This is a genomic window from Streptomyces subrutilus, assembly GCF_008704535.1.
Classification (GTDB): domain Bacteria; phylum Actinomycetota; class Actinomycetes; order Streptomycetales; family Streptomycetaceae; genus Streptomyces; species Streptomyces subrutilus.
Genome location: NZ_CP023701.1, coordinates 773,657 through 788,504, shown reverse-complemented (window position 1 = coordinate 788,504; position 14,848 = coordinate 773,657). Strand labels below are relative to the sequence as shown.

The following is a 14,848-nucleotide window of genomic DNA, read 5'->3' as shown; positions in this document are numbered from 1 at the left end:
GTAAACCGCTCGCGCGGCCGCCCGGCCCCACGAGACGCGGCGGCCGGCGCCGCGGATCATCCCGGCGGCCCCGCCCGCTCCGCCTCCGCGCTGCCGCCGGGGTGGGCCGTCCTCACGGCCGGCCGTCAGCGTCGGGAGGCGAGGCGAGCGGTGACGGCGTCGAGGGCGAACTCCAGGGTGAAGCGGTATTCGGCGTCGCCGTCGAAGCGCGAGAGGTGGACGGCGGCCTCGATGACGTGGGACAGGCCCGACCGTTCCAGTGCGTCCTGCCGGCGAGCGATGCCGTGGGCGTCGGCCGTGCCGAAGGTGGGGCCCGCGTGTGCCTCGCGGAGCAGCGAGCCGATCAGCGTGGCGACCAGGCTGCGCAGGATCGGTACGGCGTCGCGGGGCGGGCAGCCCGCGGCCCGCAGGACGCGCAGGACGGCCTCGACCGGGGCGAGCGCGTCGAGCGAGGAGAGCTGGCGGGTGAGGACGAGCGGCGCGGCCCGGGGATGGGCCAGGGCCCGGTCGCGGAACGCGTGGCCGATGGCGCGCAGGTCCTCGCGTACGTCTCCGGTGGGTTCGGGCAGGCGCATCGACCCGAGGATCCGTTCGGCCACCGCGTCGAGCAGGCCCTCCTTGTCGGCCACGTGGTTGTAGAGGCTCTTCGCGTCGACGCCCAGGATGCGGGCGACCGAGCGCATGGAGACCGCGTCGACGCCTTCCGCGTCGACCGCCTGGAGGGCCGCGTCGACGATCGCCTCGCGGGTCAGGTGCGGCGACCCTTTGGGCGGACGCCCGCGTCGGGGGCTGGTGGGCGCGGTCATGGCCCCATGATGCCCGGCATTGCATTAATCCACAACGTGGGTATATTGCCTCCACCGATACCCACGCTGTGGGTAAAAGAAAGGGGGCGGCGATGCCGATGCACTTCCCGTGGGGCACCGGCGAGGTGGAGGACCTGCCGACGGTCGGCACGGCCGTCGACACGCTGCCCGACCCGTCGCGGTCGGACGACCCGCCGGGCGTCCGCCTGCGGACGGCGCGGGCCCGGGCCCGTGCGTTCCGCGAGGAGTTCGCCCTGACCGGCGCGCCGGACACCATCACCACCTGCGACCTCGTCACGTTGCCGTACCCGACGCGGTTCGGCCTGTTCCGGGCCTCGCGCGCGATCGCGCCCTTCCTGTCGATCACCAACCGCATGCTGGTGATCCGCTGGCGCGAGAGCGACGGCCGCCCGCGGGTCCTGCTCTTCGAGCCGAGCGACGTCGAGCTCGGCCGCTCCACGCCCTACTTCCACGACCTCCGGCGAAAGACCCCGCGCGGCCTCGAACGGCTGGTGGTCACCGAGCACGGCACGGTGCTCGGGCACCTCGCCCGCCTCGGCATCCGGCCCGCCGACGTCGACTACCTGATGTTCGACCACCTGCACACCCAGGACCTGCGCCGCTGGGTCGGCACCCGCGCCCACCAGGACGACCTCGGCGCCCGCCCGCGAGCCGCCTTCCCCCACGCCAAGGTCATCGTCCAGCGCGACGAGCTGGCCGCCATGGCGGATTTGCACCCGCTGCAGCGGCCCTGGTACCAGCCGGCCGCCTACCGCGACGTCCTGCCGGAGGCATTCGCTCCGATCGACGGTTCGGTCGTGCTCGGCCCGGGCGTCGCCGTGGTCAAGACGCCGGGGCACGTCTTCGGCAACCAGAGCCTCGTCGTCAACACCTCGACCGGCATCTGGGTCAGCAGCGAGAACGCCATCGCCGCGGAGGCCCTCACCCCCGAGCACTCCCGGCTGCCCGGCGTCGCCGGGTGGGCGCGGCAGTGGCAGCAGGAGGCCGTGCTCAACGCGAACACCGTCGAGACGACCGCCGACCAGTACAACTCGCTGGTCCTGGAGAAGACGTTGGCCGACCGCAGCCAGAGGGACCCGCGCTTCCTGCAGTTCTTCCCCTCCAGCGAACTGACACCTGCCCGGACGAACCCCGGAACCACGCCCACGTTCACCCACGGCCACATCACCCACGGCCCCACCACCCACGGCGTCAAGCCGGCCTGAGGAGGCACACCGTGTCGCGCTTCACCCTGCCCCCGGAGAGCGTTCTGCGCGCCCGCGAAACCCTCGTGCTCGATCACTTCCACGACGAGGTGCGCCAGGACTGGGACGCCACGCTGGCGACGTTCCCGCACCCCCGCTACGAACTGATCGGCCAGATGGCCGTCCACGACGGAGAAGCGCCGGTGCGCGAGTACTACCACGACACGCGCGTCGCCTTCCCCGACCAGGACCACGAGATCATCGCGTTCCGCCACAGCCCCGACGCCGTGATCGTGGAGTTCTGGCTGCTGGGCACCCACCACGGGCCCCTCGGCAAGATCCCGCCGACCGGGTCGAGGCACCGCACCCGCATGACGGCGTACTTCGTCTTCGACGAGCACGAGGACCTCGTCACCGAACGGATCTACTTCGACCGGCTGACCGTCCTGCGGCAGCTCGTCGCGGGCGTGGACAAGCGCGGCCCCCGGGGACTGCTGAAGCTGGTGCGCGTACTGAGGGGCGTCCTCGCGATGTCCGGCGGCGAACCCGACCCGCGACTGCTCACGACCACGCCGCCCCCCTTCGTCCGATGACCCCTCCCGCGCCGGGACGCGCCGCGGCGACGTGCGCGACCGACCGCCCGGAGCCGGGCAGCGGCCCCGTCGCCCGGGCCGAGAGCAGGGAGGCGTCCGGATGAAGGTGCACCACCTCGACTGCGGCACCATGCGGCCCTTGGGCGCCCCCGCAGGTCTGGTCTGCCACGTCCTGCTCATCGAGACCCCCACCGGACTCGCCCTCGTCGACACCGGCGTCGGCGGCCTCCTCGGCCGGCCCTCGCCCGCCCGGCGGTTCGGCCCGGCCCGCCACCTGCTGCGCCCCTCGTTCGACGAGGCGCAGACCGCCGTCCGGCAGATCGAGCGGCTCGGCCTCGACCCGGCGGACGTGCGCGACGTCGTGCTGACCCACTTCGACGCCGACCACGTCGGAGGACTGGCCGACTTCCCCCGGGCACGCGTGCACCTCACCGACGCCGAGGCCACGGCCGCGATCCACCCGGCCACCAGGAGGGAGAAGGAGCGTTACAAGGCCGTCCTGCGCTCCCACGGCCCCACACTCGTCCGCCACCCGCCCCCGACGGGCGAGAGCTGGCGAGGCTTCGAGTCCGCCACCGAACTCACCGGCATCGCGCCCGGAATCGTGCTGATAGGCCTGCCCGGACACACCCGGGGCCACGCCGCGGTCGCCGTCGACGCCGGAAGCCACTGGGTGCTCCACGCCGGCGACGCGTTCTACCACCGCGGCCAGGTCGCCGGGGCCGGCCGCACACCGGTGTCACTGCGCGCGATGGAACGCGTCGTCGCCCACGACTGGCGCAAGGTCCTGGCCCACCACGAGCGCCTCGCCGCACTGTGGCGGGCCGCCGACCCCGACCTGGTCCTCGTCAACGCCCACGATCCCGTCCTCCTGGCCGCCGCCCGGGCCCGCGCGGACACCCGGACGAGGAGCGCGGGCCCCATCCAGCGGTCGCGGCACGAACCGGGCCCCGAGAGGGCGAGCCGCATCAGCTGTAGACGAGCAGGCGGTCGCAGGTGACCGTCCCGTCGTGGAGGGAGGCGTCGCTGTTGAGGACGTAGAAGACCCCGGTGAACCCCGCAGAGGTCACCTTCGGCACGACGATCAGGGTCTGGCCCGCCATGTCCAACCCGAACCGCCGCACCACGTACCGGTCCAGCAGCGCGAAGAGGTTCTGCGTGAGGCCGTTGAGCCGGAGGACCCGGTACGTGCGGTCGCCCGAGCCCTGCGTTCCCGTCACGGCGGCCTGGTATTGGGGGTCACCCCATTGCGACGGCTGCGGCGCCACGCGTCCCGAGGCCTCCAGGTCCTGCAACCGCCGCTGCGTGCTCTCCCGCACGCCGGCCATGTGGATGTGCAACTGGTTCAGCTGCCGGGCGCTCACCGAGTTGATCCCCAGGCCGATGTTCGGGTACTGCACGGGGACGTCCCCGCCGCTGCGGGCGTTCTCCCACGCCTCGTGCCAGTAGTTCGCGACACCGGAGGTCACGAGGAACGGGCACTCGATGCCGGTGATCCGGCAGCTCGGCACGAGGAGGTAGTTGTGCTGGGTTTCGGGCTTTCCGTGCAGGACCACGTAGTTGGACGTCGTCTTGAGGCAGTTCGGCTTCAGCCCGCTCGGCGGCACGATCCCCCGCGTGCAGTACTGCACGTCCTGCCACAGCGGGTCGTTGTCGGTGGGCCGGCCGCAGAGGGGCTGAAGCTGGGCCGGGGGGCACGGGCTCTGTCCGGCGCCGGGCGGTGGGGGATCCGCGGGACAGGGGCAGCACGACGGATCCACGGGAACGGAGACCGGCCCCGTCGCCGCCGACGCACTGCCCTCCGCGCCGGCCAGCAGCGCTCCCGCACCCAGGGCGCCGGACAGGGCCACGAAGTGCCGCCGAGGCATGCCGTTCGTCCGGCCGATGGCATTCACAGGTGAGCTCCGATGGTCGACGACCGCTGCTTCGATGCGCTGATCCGCGCGAGGGGCAACGACCCTGCCCGTTCGACCCCTCGCGGGTCGCTCACAAATTAGGCGAGGCCCCACCCGTTTCCCGGCAGACACATGAGGGCGTGCCGGGCATTACGCCAGAAGGCCGACCGCCGACAAGCGGCGCAGCCCGGTCGGGCGGGTGCGCGGGACGGGGGCAGGAGGACGTCGACCTGGACCCCCGCGCCCCGCTGTCCGGGCCCGAGGCCGAACAGCGGGCCCTCAGGCGGGACGCTCGGCCATGACGACCAGCCCCGGCCCGGTGTGCTCGTCGGCCGGGAGCCTGAGTTCGGCGACCGGGCGCAGCCCCGCCCGCTCGATCAGGGCCACCAGTTGCTCCGGCCGCCATTGGTGCGTCGTCCAGCGGACCGGCACGCCCCCGTAGGCCTCGGTGCGCACCACGTCCTCGTCGCCGACGTGCGTCGCGGTGATGAGGTGTCCGCCCGGCTTGAGGGCGCGCGCGAACAGGGCGAGGACCTGGGGGAGGACGTCCCGGGGGAGGTTGAACAGCGACCACCACCCCAGTACGCCCCCGAGCGACGCCTGCCCGAGGTCGAGTTCGGTGGCGGAGGCGACGTCGAAGCGGCACTGCGGATGCAGGCGCCGCGCGTGGTCGACCATGCGCGGCGAGAGGTCGACTCCGGACACGTCGAGCCCGCGCTCGGCGAGGTAGGCGGTGACCGTGCCGGGTCCGCAGCCGACGTCGAGGACGGGCCCGAGGGCGCCCACGGTGTCGGCGAAGGCGTCGATGGACGCCTTGAGCCACGGGTGGCGACGGATGTCGCCGATTCCCGTCGTCAGCACCATGTGGGCGTAGTTGTCGGCGACCCGGTCGTAGGACTCGCGGACCACGTCGAGGTCGGCCGGGCGGTCGACCGGGTGTGCGCGCATCAGCCCACCCTAGGGCGGCGGCCCCGGTTCCGGTCCCGGTTCCCGGTTCCGGTCCTCGATTCCGGTTCCTACCGGTCCCGTCCCGGTCAGGCCCGCAGGGTGCGCCACGGGCGGGTCGTGTGCTCGGCGGGCGTGCCGTCGAGTACGCGCGCCGTGCGGCAGGCGGGGTCGAGGACGACCGTGGCCAGGCTGGCCCAACGGCGCCCGGTCGGCGCGTCCATGTCGGGTACGCAGGTCAGCGGCGGTTCTCCCGGGCCGGTGACCAGGCGCTCGACCAGTTGCCCGGGCCGCTCGACGGGGTCCCGTTCGATCCGGTCGCGGAGGAAGGCGTAGCGCTCGCCCGAGTCGGGCTGGTACAGCCAGGACTTCTCGTGCGCGGAGGGGACGGGGGTGAGGAAGTGGTTGGTGCGCAGATGTGTTCCCGCGGCCGCTTCGGGCACCTCGAAGATCCCCGCGGGGCTGAGGTCGAGGAGCAGGGCGCTGTCGGTGTCGAACAGGGTGAACGACCCGGACGAGGTGAGCGGGGCGTCGCGGAGGATCTCCCGTGCGTGCTCGGTGCTGCCGGCCTCTTCGAGGACGAGCGCCGCGAGCACGTGCACCGGTATGCCGCCGACGCGGTCGTCCCGGTGGCCGAGGATGTTGAAGTGCAGGGCGAGTCCGGCGCTGTTGACGCCGATCTTGGCGAGGATGCCGTGCTCGGTGATGCCGACGTACCGGTGGGCGCCGCCCGCACTGTCGAGGGTGTGCCAGGAGGAGCTGAGCTCGACGTGCCAGTCCCAGGTCTGCACGCCGACGCGGGTGGCGCCGCCGTCGGAGGTCGGCAGCCGCCGTACGAGGGTCGAGCACTCGCCGGGCGGGACGGTGCGGCTGCGGGCGAGGATCTCGGTGCGGGCGTTGAGCGCGGCGACCTGCCAGGCGTCGACCCGGGCTCCGTCGGCAATGCCTTCGATCTGGGCGCGCAGGGCCGGACGGAAGGCACCGACGGCGTCGAGCGCGCGCTCGGCGTCGTCGCGGACCGTGTGCGGGCCGATGCCCGCGAGGGCGAAGAGGCGGTCGTAGGCGTCGAGCGCCCCGTGCAGGCCCTCGGCCAGCTGAAGCCCCCGCGAGCGGCCGCGCTGCCGCGGGTCGGCGGCGTCCGTGGTCACGTGCGGGCGATGGGCGGGGCGGGGGTACGGGTCAGTGGTCACGAGGTGCGTTCCCGGGGTGCGTGGTGGAGGACCGAGCCGCCGACGACGGTGGCGAGGACGGGGTTGGCGGCCTGTTGTTCGGGGGTCAGGTCGAGCGGGTCGTGGGCGAACACGGTGAGGTCGGCCAGGTAGCCGGGCGCGATCCGGCCGAGCCGGTCCGCGGCGCCCGCGGCGACGGCGGGGGCGCGGGTCATCCCCGCGTACGCCTCCCGGGCGCTGATGCGCTGGCCGGGTTGGACGGGGGCGGTCTCCGGCTCGTCGACGGGTCGGCGCAGTTGGGCGTCGGCGAGTGCGGTCCGCGGGTCGCCGATGCCGATGGGCCAGTCGGATCCGAGGGCGACGACGACACCGTGGTCGAGCAGGTCGCGGGTGCGCCATCCGTGGGCGGCCCGGTGCGGGCCGATCCGGCGGGACCAGTTGTCGGTCCGGTCGGCCCGCGTCATCCGGGTCGCGTGGACGGGCTGGAGACCCGCGACGACGCCGAGGGCGGCGAAGCGGGGGAGCAGGTCGTCGGGGACGGACTCGACGTGCTCGATCCGATGGGGTGCGGAGGGCGGGTGGCCGGTCTCCCCGATCACGTCGAGGGCGGTGCGCACCGCGCGGTCCCCGATGGCGTGCGTGGCGGTGGGGATGCCGCGCTCGGTGAAGAAGCGGACCGCCTCGCGGTAGGCCGCCACGTCCTTCCACAGCGGTCGCCGGTTCTGTCCGAGCACGTCGGGGTGCTCGAACCAGGCGGAGCCGTTGTCGGCGGTGCCGTCCAGCATGAACTTGGCGCCCGCGACGTGCCAGCGGCGGCCGGCCAGACGCTGCTGGGCGGCGACGGCCTCCCAGGTGTCGCGGGCGGAGTCGGCCGGTACGAGCGGCGAACAGCGCACGCGCACCGGCAGCTCCCCCGTCCTCTCGATCTCGCGGTAGACGTCCTCGGAGGGCGCGGTGAAGTCCAGCGCGTGCAGCCCCGTCAGGCCGGTCGCGGCGAACGCGTGCAGCCGGTCGGCGACGAGCCGGGCGGCCGTGGTGAGCGGTACGGCGGGGTAGTGGGCGAAGACCAGCTCCATGGCCTGGAGTTCGAGGACGAAGCCGGTGGGCCGCCCGTCGGGCCCGACGACGATCGCGGAGGCGTCGTCGAAGACCTCCGTACCGGTCAGGCCGATGCGGTCGACCACGGCCGGGCTGACCACGAGGGAGTGCGCGTCGCGGGTCATGAGGGAGACCGGCACCCCGGGGAAGCGCCGCTCCAGGAGGTCTCCGGTGGGCTGCCCGTCGAAGACGTTGACGTCGAGGTCGAATCCGGTCACCCACGGGCCGGCAGGCCCTGATCCGGTCCCTCGTTCCGCGGTGCCCCGCTCGGCGAGACGCCCGGCGATCCGCGCGCACACCTCGTCGAGGGTGCTCGCCCCGCCGAGGTCCAGGCCGGTGCCCACCTCGATCGCCCCCCACACCGGGTGGGCGTGGGAGTCGGTCAGGCCCGGGGCGAGGGTCGCGCCGGGGAACTCCAGCACCCGGGTGGCGGAGCCCGCCCGCTCGCGCAGGAGGCGGTCGTCGCCGACGGCGACGATCCGGCCGCCGTGGACGGCCACCGCGGTGGCGGCGGTCCGGGCGGGTGCGGGGTCGAAGTTCTCGATGTGTGCGGCGCGCACGATGAGGTCGGTGTGCATGGTCGGTCCTTCAGTGCCGGACGGTCGTGGACGGGAGGGCGGCGTCGAAGGCGCGCATCAGGGACCAGTACAGGACCGCCGATCCGAGGACGCCGACGGGCACGGCGAGGTTCAGGCCGCCCATCGCCGAGGAGACGGGCCCGGCCCAGGAGGCGGAAGCGGCGCACAGCGTCGCCGCGCCGACGCCGGACAGGGTGGCGAGGACGCCGGCCCAGTTGACGCCGCCGCGGTACCGGAAGGGGCCGGTGCGGCTCGCGTCGTGGAGCTGCCGTCCGTCGTAGCGGTTGCGCCGCAGGACGATGTCGGTGGCGTAGACCGCCATGCACGGTCCGGTGACCACCACGACCAGTTCCATCGTGGCGTTGACGGCGGTCAGGAAGTCGAAGACGAGGAGCGCGAACAGGGTCATGGCCGTGCCGATGACGCCGATGACCAGCACGGCCGTCGTCCTGGGCAGCCGTACGCCGATGGACTGCATCGAGAGTCCGGAGCTGTAGGCGGTGATGCCGTTGTTGGCCACGGTGTTCACCACCACGGCGGCGACGAAGGCGGGGACGAACCACGCGGGCATGACGCCCTCCAGCGCGGTCTGCGGATCGCTCATGTCGAGCGTGGTGGCCGCGAGGGCCCCGACCGCGGTGAAGACGACGCTCGGCAGGAAGCCGCCGGCCGCGGTCCACAGCATGACGGCCCGGCCACTGGTGTGCCGCGGCAGGTAGCGGGCGAGGTCGGGACTGTTGGCGTACGACAGCGGCGCGGACGCGACGAGGGTGAGTCCGGAGGCCAGGACGACGAGGTGCGCGGAGCCGGTGAGCGGTTCGGCCGGCGCGTACGACCAGTCCGTGTGCGCGACGACCAGCACGCTCAGGGCGACGAACACCACCGTGAGGAAGACGGTGAGCACGCCGTACAGGCGGACGATCGTCGCGTGCCCGAAGACGGCGACGAGGACGGTGGCGCCGGCGATCAGGCAGACCACGGTGGCGTCGAGGGCCGCGGACGGCGGCACGCCGAGCCGCGCCGCCAGGCCGAGGCCCGCCGTGGAGGCCGCCGACCAGTTCAGCGCGAGGTAGAGCGAGGCGATCAGCCAGCCGGTGACCGCGACCACGAACTTGTTGCCGACCACGCCGTACATGGCCCGGGAGATCACGGAACCGGAGGTGCCCGCGGCGGGGCCGCTGACGGCGATGAAGCCGGTCAGCAGCCAGAAGAGGTTGCCGCCGACGATGACCCCCATCACCTCGGCCAGCGACAGCCCCGTCAGGACCAGGGTTCCGCCGACCACGAAGCTGAGGTAGCTCACGTTCGGCGCCGCCCAGAGGAAGAAGAGCTCGCGTGCCGTGCCGTGGCGCTCCTCGTCGGGCACGACGTCGATGCCCCGGCTCTCGACGGAGCCGGCCCGGTCCCGGCCGGGGGCGGCCGCGGCCGTGTCGGGGCCTGCTGGAGAACGCTGCATGGTGGTCCTTCGAAGAGGCGGGAAGGCGGCCCTGCCCTCGCCACCGGGGAGCCGGGAGGGTACGGGCGAAGACGGTCCAGCAGTATTGGTGTCGACACCAATAAGCTGTTGGTGCGCCATCCAATAGGCTGCTCCGCATGACGTCAACCCCCCGGCCCCCGCGGACCCGCAAAACCGCCGAGGAGCGGCGGACGGAAATCCTCCGGACCGCGGCCCGCCTCGCCCTGGAGCGGGGGCTGGAGCGGGTGACGATGCAGCTCGTCGCCGACGAGCTGGGGGTGCGGCCCGGGCTGATCAGCCACTACTTCGCGACCGTCGACGACCTGCTGTGCGAGGCGTTCGTCCGGGCCGTCGCCCGCGAGCGCTCGGCCCTGCTGCCCGAAGAGGACGCCGCCCTGCCCCCCGCGCGGCGGCTGGCCCGCCTCCTGCACCGCCTCGGCGGCGAGGAATTCACCGACCTCGGCCGGCTCTGGCTCAACGCCCGCCACCTCGCCCGCTACCGCCCGAACCTCCGGCGCGCCGTCGCCGGACAGGAGGCGATCATGCGCGCCACCCTGACCGCGGTGATCGAGGACGGCGTGCGCGGCGGCGACTTCACCACCCCCGACCCGCTCGGAGCGTGCGTGGTCATCCTCGTGGCGATCGACGGACTCGGTTCCTACGCGAACGACGAACCCCCCTTCACCCACCCCGCACTCGACGCCCTGGTGTTCACCACGGCCGAGCGCGAACTCGGCCTCCCCGTCGGCACCTTGCGCCACCTGGCCTGACCCTGCGGTCGGGTCGCCGCGGCCCGCCCGCCCCGGCCCGTCGCACCCCGGCCCTCCCCGCCCGGCCCGTCGCACCCCGGCGCCCGGGGCCGCTCCGTCCGCCTGCCGGGCCCCCGCGCGGCAGGCGTGCTGTACTCGAATGGTGGCCGCGGCAGGGACACCGGGGCCCGGAGGAGGATGGTGCTGATGGGCTGGGCATCGTGGACGACGACAGGGATCTACTCCGCCGCCGGAGGCGTCCTCACCGAGGAGCAGGGCCTGATGTCCGGCGACCTCACCCTGCACACCACGTGGACGGGCGACCACGTGCTGTTGTCCGTGCAGTACACGGGCGCCTCGGAGTGGTTCACGCTGGCAGGAGGCCGCCTGCCCTGCGCGTCGGAGGAGGAGAGCCGGGAGGTGCACCAGCGCCTGGTCGAGGCGGTGCGCCACAGCACGGGCCACCCGGCCACCGCGGCCACGCTCCGGTGCGGCCGATCGGAGAGCGACGCCTGACCCGGGGACCGGTGCGGCGGCGGAAGCCGGACGACCCCCACTGCCGCGCACCGGCAGCCGGGACCGCGCACGGCCGTGACGTGGAGGAGTGGAGGAGGTGAGGTGCGCATGACCGAAGGCACGATTCCGTACATCTCGACGGCGCGGGTCACGGTGCTCGGCGTGCAGCCGGGCAACCCGCCCTTTCGTATCGTGGAGGTCGACGGCGAGGTGGTGAGCACCGCCCGGTCGATGGTCGACGTGATCCTGACCGCAGCCGCGCTCGGCATCACGATCCACGACCTGGACGACCCCGCCGAGGTCCGCTGGGTGGGCGGAGGCCGGTACCACTGGCACACGCCGTGACGCGCCGCGCGGCCGTGCGGGAGCTGCGGGAGGAGCACGGGCGGACCCATGCCGGGGAAGCGGGGATCCGGATGCGCGGCACCCCCGCCCCGCTGTACCAACTCCTCGTCCTGTGCGTGCTGTTCTCCGTCCGCATCAGGGCCGACATCGCGGTCGCCGCGGCCCGCGAGCTGTTCGCGGCCGGGCTGCGCCCCGCGTTCGACGAGCGGGCCCTGCACGCGGCCGCCGAGCTCGGGCTCCCGAAGACGCCCGGGGGACTGGCCCGCCTCGTCGACGCCGAAGACCTGCCGAAGCTGGCGGCCGCCCTGGTCCGCGCCGGGCCGTCCTGAGGCCGTGGTACGCGGCGGCACCGGCACCGGCCGCCGCGCCGGTGGAACTACCTGGTGATGGGCGCCGGACGCGAGCGGGTCGAGGAACTCGCCGGCGGGGTCCGCACGGCGCTCCGGCTGCGCTGACGCGCCGTGTCCATCATGGTGTCGTTGTTGATGTTGGCAAAGACCAGAAGAGGAACCTCTTGCCGCGTCACGTTTCCTCCCGTGCCGGTTCCGAGCGCCTGCCGAGGCATCCGCGCCGACATCGAACGAGCCGGGTGTCCGTCCTACCGCAGTCGTCCCGTACCCGCGCTCGTGCCGAATCATGAACCGTCGAGCGTCACTCCCGGGACGGAACCCGACGGCCCAGGGGTTCCCCGGCGGGGAATACGGAAACGGACGGCGGACGCGCACCGTTCCCGGGAGCGCCGGACGGCTCCGGGCGCCCGGGGAACGGGCGTTCGGGACGGAGAGACCGGTGCGGGTGCGGTTTCCCGCCCTCTCCGCGCGGGCACAACCAGGGCGGAAACGCGGCTTTCACGGCCCGGGTCCCGATCACACCGCCGCAGGACGCACCACGGCGGGCCCGGCGGCCCCGAGGGCTCCGGCGGACGACGTGCGGCGCGGGGAGAGCGTCTCGTCCCGGGCCGCTTCCAACAGGTGGGAACCCCTTGAGCGACACCGTGCTGCTCACCGCCCCCCGATGGTGGGACGGTCACCGCGCCCGCACCGGCGCGCGCGTCCTGGTCGCCGACGGCAGGATCGCCGACACCGACTGCCGTCTGCCCCCGCCCGGCGCCACCCGTCTCGACCTCCCCGGCCACACCCTGCTGCCCGGACTCATCGACTGCCACGTCCACCTCGCCCAGACCCCGGAGGCCCCGGCGCCCCCCACCACCGCGGGGCAGGCCCTCGCCGCCCTGCCGGTGCTCCGCGCCCTGCTCGCGAACGGTTTCACCACCGTTCGCGACCTCGGCAGTACGCTCCGCGACCCGCCCACCGTCCACCTGCGGCACGCCCTGCGCGCCGGCACCGTCCCCGGCCCCCGCCTCCTCGTCGCACCGCACATCATCTCGGCGCGGGCCGGACACGGCGACCACTCCCCGCACGCGGCCGCCCCCGGCGACGCGGAGAGCGGCGCGGTGGCCGACGGCGCCGGGGAAGTGCTGCGCCGCGTACGGCTGGAGGCGCGGCTGCAGGCCGACTGGATCAAGTGCGCCGCCACCGGCGGCCTCACCAGCAGCACCGACGGACCCGGACGCCCCACCTACACCCAGGACGAACTCGACACCCTCGTCGCCGCCGCCGCGGACCTCGGCCTGCCGTGCGCCGCCCACGCCTTCTCCGACGAGGGCATCACCCGCGCGGTCCGCGCCGGCGTCCGCTCCATCGAACACGCCTGCCTGGCCACGCCCCCCGTACTCGACCTCATCGCCGACCGCGGCGTCTTCCTCGTCCCCACGCTCCACGCCGTCGGCTTCTTCCTCGACCGGCTCGACGACGACGGCTACTGGGCGGGCCGCGGCGAGGAACGCGCCAAGCTCGCCCGCCACGCGGACACCCTGCGCGGCCACGGCGCCCGGGTCGCCGCCTGCCGGGCCGAGCTCGCGTACGGCACCGACGCCGGCATGTTCCCGCACGCGCAGAACTGGCGCGAGTTCCCCGCCATGACCACCGCCGGCCTCACCCCCGAGCAGGCCCTCCGCTCGGCCACCGCCACGGCCGGCGCGCTCCTGCGGCGCCCGGGTCTCGGCACCCTCGCCGTCGGAGCCGAAGCCGACCTCGTCGCCGTACCGGGCGACCCCCTGCGCGACATCGACGCGATGAGCGCCGTGGACTTCGTCATGCAGGGCGGAGCGGTCCGCCACGCACCCCCGTGAACGACACCCTCCCCGCCGGGGAACGCCGCGCGCCCGGCTCCAGGACCGAGAGGTACTCCCATGGTGCACCTGCCCGCAGCCGACGACGTACGGATCCCCGACGACCCGACCGGCAGCGCCGGCGGCCCGGACCAGGACCTCGCGCTGCTGAAGGACGTGGCGGCGCAGATGCTGGGCGAGCGCGACCACATGCTCGGCTTCCCCGTGAACCTGGACTTCGACTACCGGCCCCTCGCGGACTTCCTGCACGTGCACGGCAACAACGTGGGCACCCCGGACGCGGAGAGCGAATACCACCTGCACACCAAGACGTTCGAGCGGGCGGTCGTCTCCTTCTTCGCCCGACTCGCGGGGGACCCGGACGCCTTCGGCTACGTCACCACGGGCGGTACCGAAGGCAACCTGTTCGGCTGCTACCTGGGCCGCGAGCGGTTCCCCGACGCGGTCCTGTACGCGTCGCGGACCACCCACTACTCCCTGCCGAAGATCGCCCGGCTGCTGCGCATGGACTACGAGGCCGTCGAGGTGGGAGCCGACGGGGCGATGGACCTCGGAGCACTGCGCGGGCGCCACCGCGCCCACCCGGGCCGTCCCGCCGTGGTGGTCGCGACGATCGGGACGACCACCGGAGGCGCCGAGGACGACCTCGCGGGCATCCGCGGCGCGCTCGCCGACGCGGGCACGGACGAGGTCCACCTGCACTCCGACGCGGCCTTCGGCGGCCTGATCGCCGCCCTCGCCCCCGAACCGCGGCCGTGGGCCTTCGAGTCCGGCGCCGACAGCCTCGCCGTCAGCGGCCACAAGATGCTCGGCGCCCCCTTCCCCTGCGGGATCGTCCTGGCCCGGACCGACCAGGTCGAGACGATCCGCCGGCCGGGCATCGCCGTGGGCAGCGACGACGACACCATCACCGGCTCCCGCGACGCCTTCACCCCCCTGCTGCTCTGGTACGAACTGCGCCGCCTGGGCCGCACCGGCCTGAAGCGCAGGGTCGGCCACTGCCTCGCCACGGCGCAATACGCCGAACGCCGGCTCCGTGAGGAGGGACTGCACCCCGAGCGCGCCCCCGGCAGCAACACCGTGCTCTTCGACGCGCCGCCGGCCGCCGTCTGCGCACGCTGGAACCTGCTGACCGTCGGCGACCGCGCCCACCTCATCGCCATGCCCCACGTCACCGTCGAACACATCGACCGACTCTGCGCAGACCTCCGCTCCTGAAACCGCCCGCGCTCCGATCCCGCACGGGCCCGGCCGCCGCGCAACGGGGTGTGGGAGGCAGGGCGCGTGCCCTGCCTCCCACAC

General features: G+C 73.9%; 15 protein-coding genes. 9 read left to right on the top strand and 6 right to left on the bottom strand.

Going from position 1 to position 14,848, the window contains the following annotated elements:
• Window positions 1-125: 125 nt before the first annotated feature.
• Window positions 126-806 (bottom strand): TetR/AcrR family transcriptional regulator, encoded by a 681-nt coding sequence (locus tag CP968_RS03420; RefSeq protein WP_150516567.1) that lies wholly within the window; start codon window positions 804-806, stop codon window positions 126-128.
• A 92-nt stretch (window positions 807-898) separates the two neighbouring features.
• Here CP968_RS03420 and CP968_RS03415 point away from each other — a divergent pair, with 92 nt between their 5' ends.
• The 3 genes from CP968_RS03415 (at window position 899) to CP968_RS03405 (ending at window position 3,604) form a co-directional block, all read left to right on the top strand.
• The gene (locus CP968_RS03415; protein ID WP_229885839.1) at window positions 899-2,032 is read left to right on the top strand and encodes an MBL fold metallo-hydrolase; all 1,134 of its coding nucleotides are present in this window, start codon (window positions 899-901) and stop codon (window positions 2,030-2,032) included.
• 11 nt (window positions 2,033-2,043) lie between these two features.
• The gene (locus tag CP968_RS03410; RefSeq protein ID WP_150516566.1) at window positions 2,044-2,604 is read left to right on the top strand and encodes an ester cyclase; all 561 of its coding nucleotides are present in this window, start codon (window positions 2,044-2,046) and stop codon (window positions 2,602-2,604) included.
• A gap of 100 nt (window positions 2,605-2,704) precedes the next feature.
• Entirely contained in the window at window positions 2,705-3,604 is a 900-nt protein-coding gene (locus CP968_RS03405) for an MBL fold metallo-hydrolase (protein WP_150516565.1), read from the top strand.
• Here the strand turns inward: CP968_RS03405 and CP968_RS03400 are convergent.
• The 5 genes from CP968_RS03400 to CP968_RS03380 form a co-directional block, all read right to left on the bottom strand.
• Window positions 3,573-4,499, bottom strand: coding sequence for a CDP-diacylglycerol diphosphatase (locus CP968_RS03400; protein WP_229885837.1), 927 nt, complete (start codon window positions 4,497-4,499; stop codon window positions 3,573-3,575). The two genes, CP968_RS03405 and CP968_RS03400, sit on opposite strands and share 32 nt — an antisense overlap.
• A gap of 279 nt (window positions 4,500-4,778) precedes the next feature.
• Entirely contained in the window at window positions 4,779-5,447 is a 669-nt protein-coding gene (locus CP968_RS03395) for a class I SAM-dependent methyltransferase (protein WP_150516564.1), read from the bottom strand.
• An 86-nt stretch (window positions 5,448-5,533) separates the two neighbouring features.
• Entirely contained in the window at window positions 5,534-6,634 is a 1,101-nt protein-coding gene (locus CP968_RS03390; protein ID WP_150516563.1) for a C45 family autoproteolytic acyltransferase/hydrolase, read from the bottom strand.
• Window positions 6,631-8,289, bottom strand: a complete 1,659-nt coding sequence (locus tag CP968_RS03385; protein ID WP_150516562.1) for an amidohydrolase — start codon at window positions 8,287-8,289, stop codon at window positions 6,631-6,633. Before CP968_RS03385 ends, CP968_RS03390 begins: the two co-directional genes overlap by 4 nt.
• Window positions 8,290-8,299: 10 nt before the next feature.
• On the bottom strand, window positions 8,300-9,745 hold the full coding sequence (locus tag CP968_RS03380; protein ID WP_150516561.1) for a purine-cytosine permease family protein: 1,446 nt from the start codon (window positions 9,743-9,745) through the stop codon (window positions 8,300-8,302).
• 137 nt (window positions 9,746-9,882) lie between these two features.
• On the opposite strand from CP968_RS03380, the gene CP968_RS03375 reads away from it, so the two are divergent.
• The 6 genes from CP968_RS03375 to CP968_RS03350 all read left to right on the top strand — a co-directional run bounded on the left by CP968_RS03375 (window position 9,883) and on the right by CP968_RS03350 (window position 14,764).
• Window positions 9,883-10,515: a TetR/AcrR family transcriptional regulator gene (locus CP968_RS03375; protein WP_150516560.1), complete on the top strand. Its 633-nt coding sequence runs from the start codon at window positions 9,883-9,885 to the stop codon at window positions 10,513-10,515.
• Window positions 10,516-10,701: 186 nt separating this feature from the next.
• Window positions 10,702-11,010: a hypothetical protein gene (locus tag CP968_RS03370; RefSeq protein WP_229885834.1), complete on the top strand. Its 309-nt coding sequence runs from the start codon at window positions 10,702-10,704 to the stop codon at window positions 11,008-11,010.
• Between the two features lie 108 nt (window positions 11,011-11,118).
• Window positions 11,119-11,355, top strand: coding sequence for a hypothetical protein (locus CP968_RS03365; RefSeq protein ID WP_150516559.1), 237 nt, complete (start codon window positions 11,119-11,121; stop codon window positions 11,353-11,355).
• Window positions 11,352-11,684, top strand: coding sequence for a hypothetical protein (locus CP968_RS03360; protein ID WP_150516558.1), 333 nt, complete (start codon window positions 11,352-11,354; stop codon window positions 11,682-11,684). Before CP968_RS03365 ends, CP968_RS03360 begins: the two co-directional genes overlap by 4 nt.
• 653 nt (window positions 11,685-12,337) lie before the next feature.
• Window positions 12,338-13,546, top strand: a complete 1,209-nt coding sequence (locus CP968_RS03355) for a metal-dependent hydrolase family protein (RefSeq protein WP_150516557.1) — start codon at window positions 12,338-12,340, stop codon at window positions 13,544-13,546.
• A 60-nt stretch (window positions 13,547-13,606) separates the two neighbouring features.
• A complete protein-coding gene (locus tag CP968_RS03350; protein ID WP_150516556.1) occupies window positions 13,607-14,764 on the top strand; it encodes a histidine decarboxylase in 1,158 nt (385 codons plus the stop codon).
• Window positions 14,765-14,848: the final 84 nt, after the last annotated feature.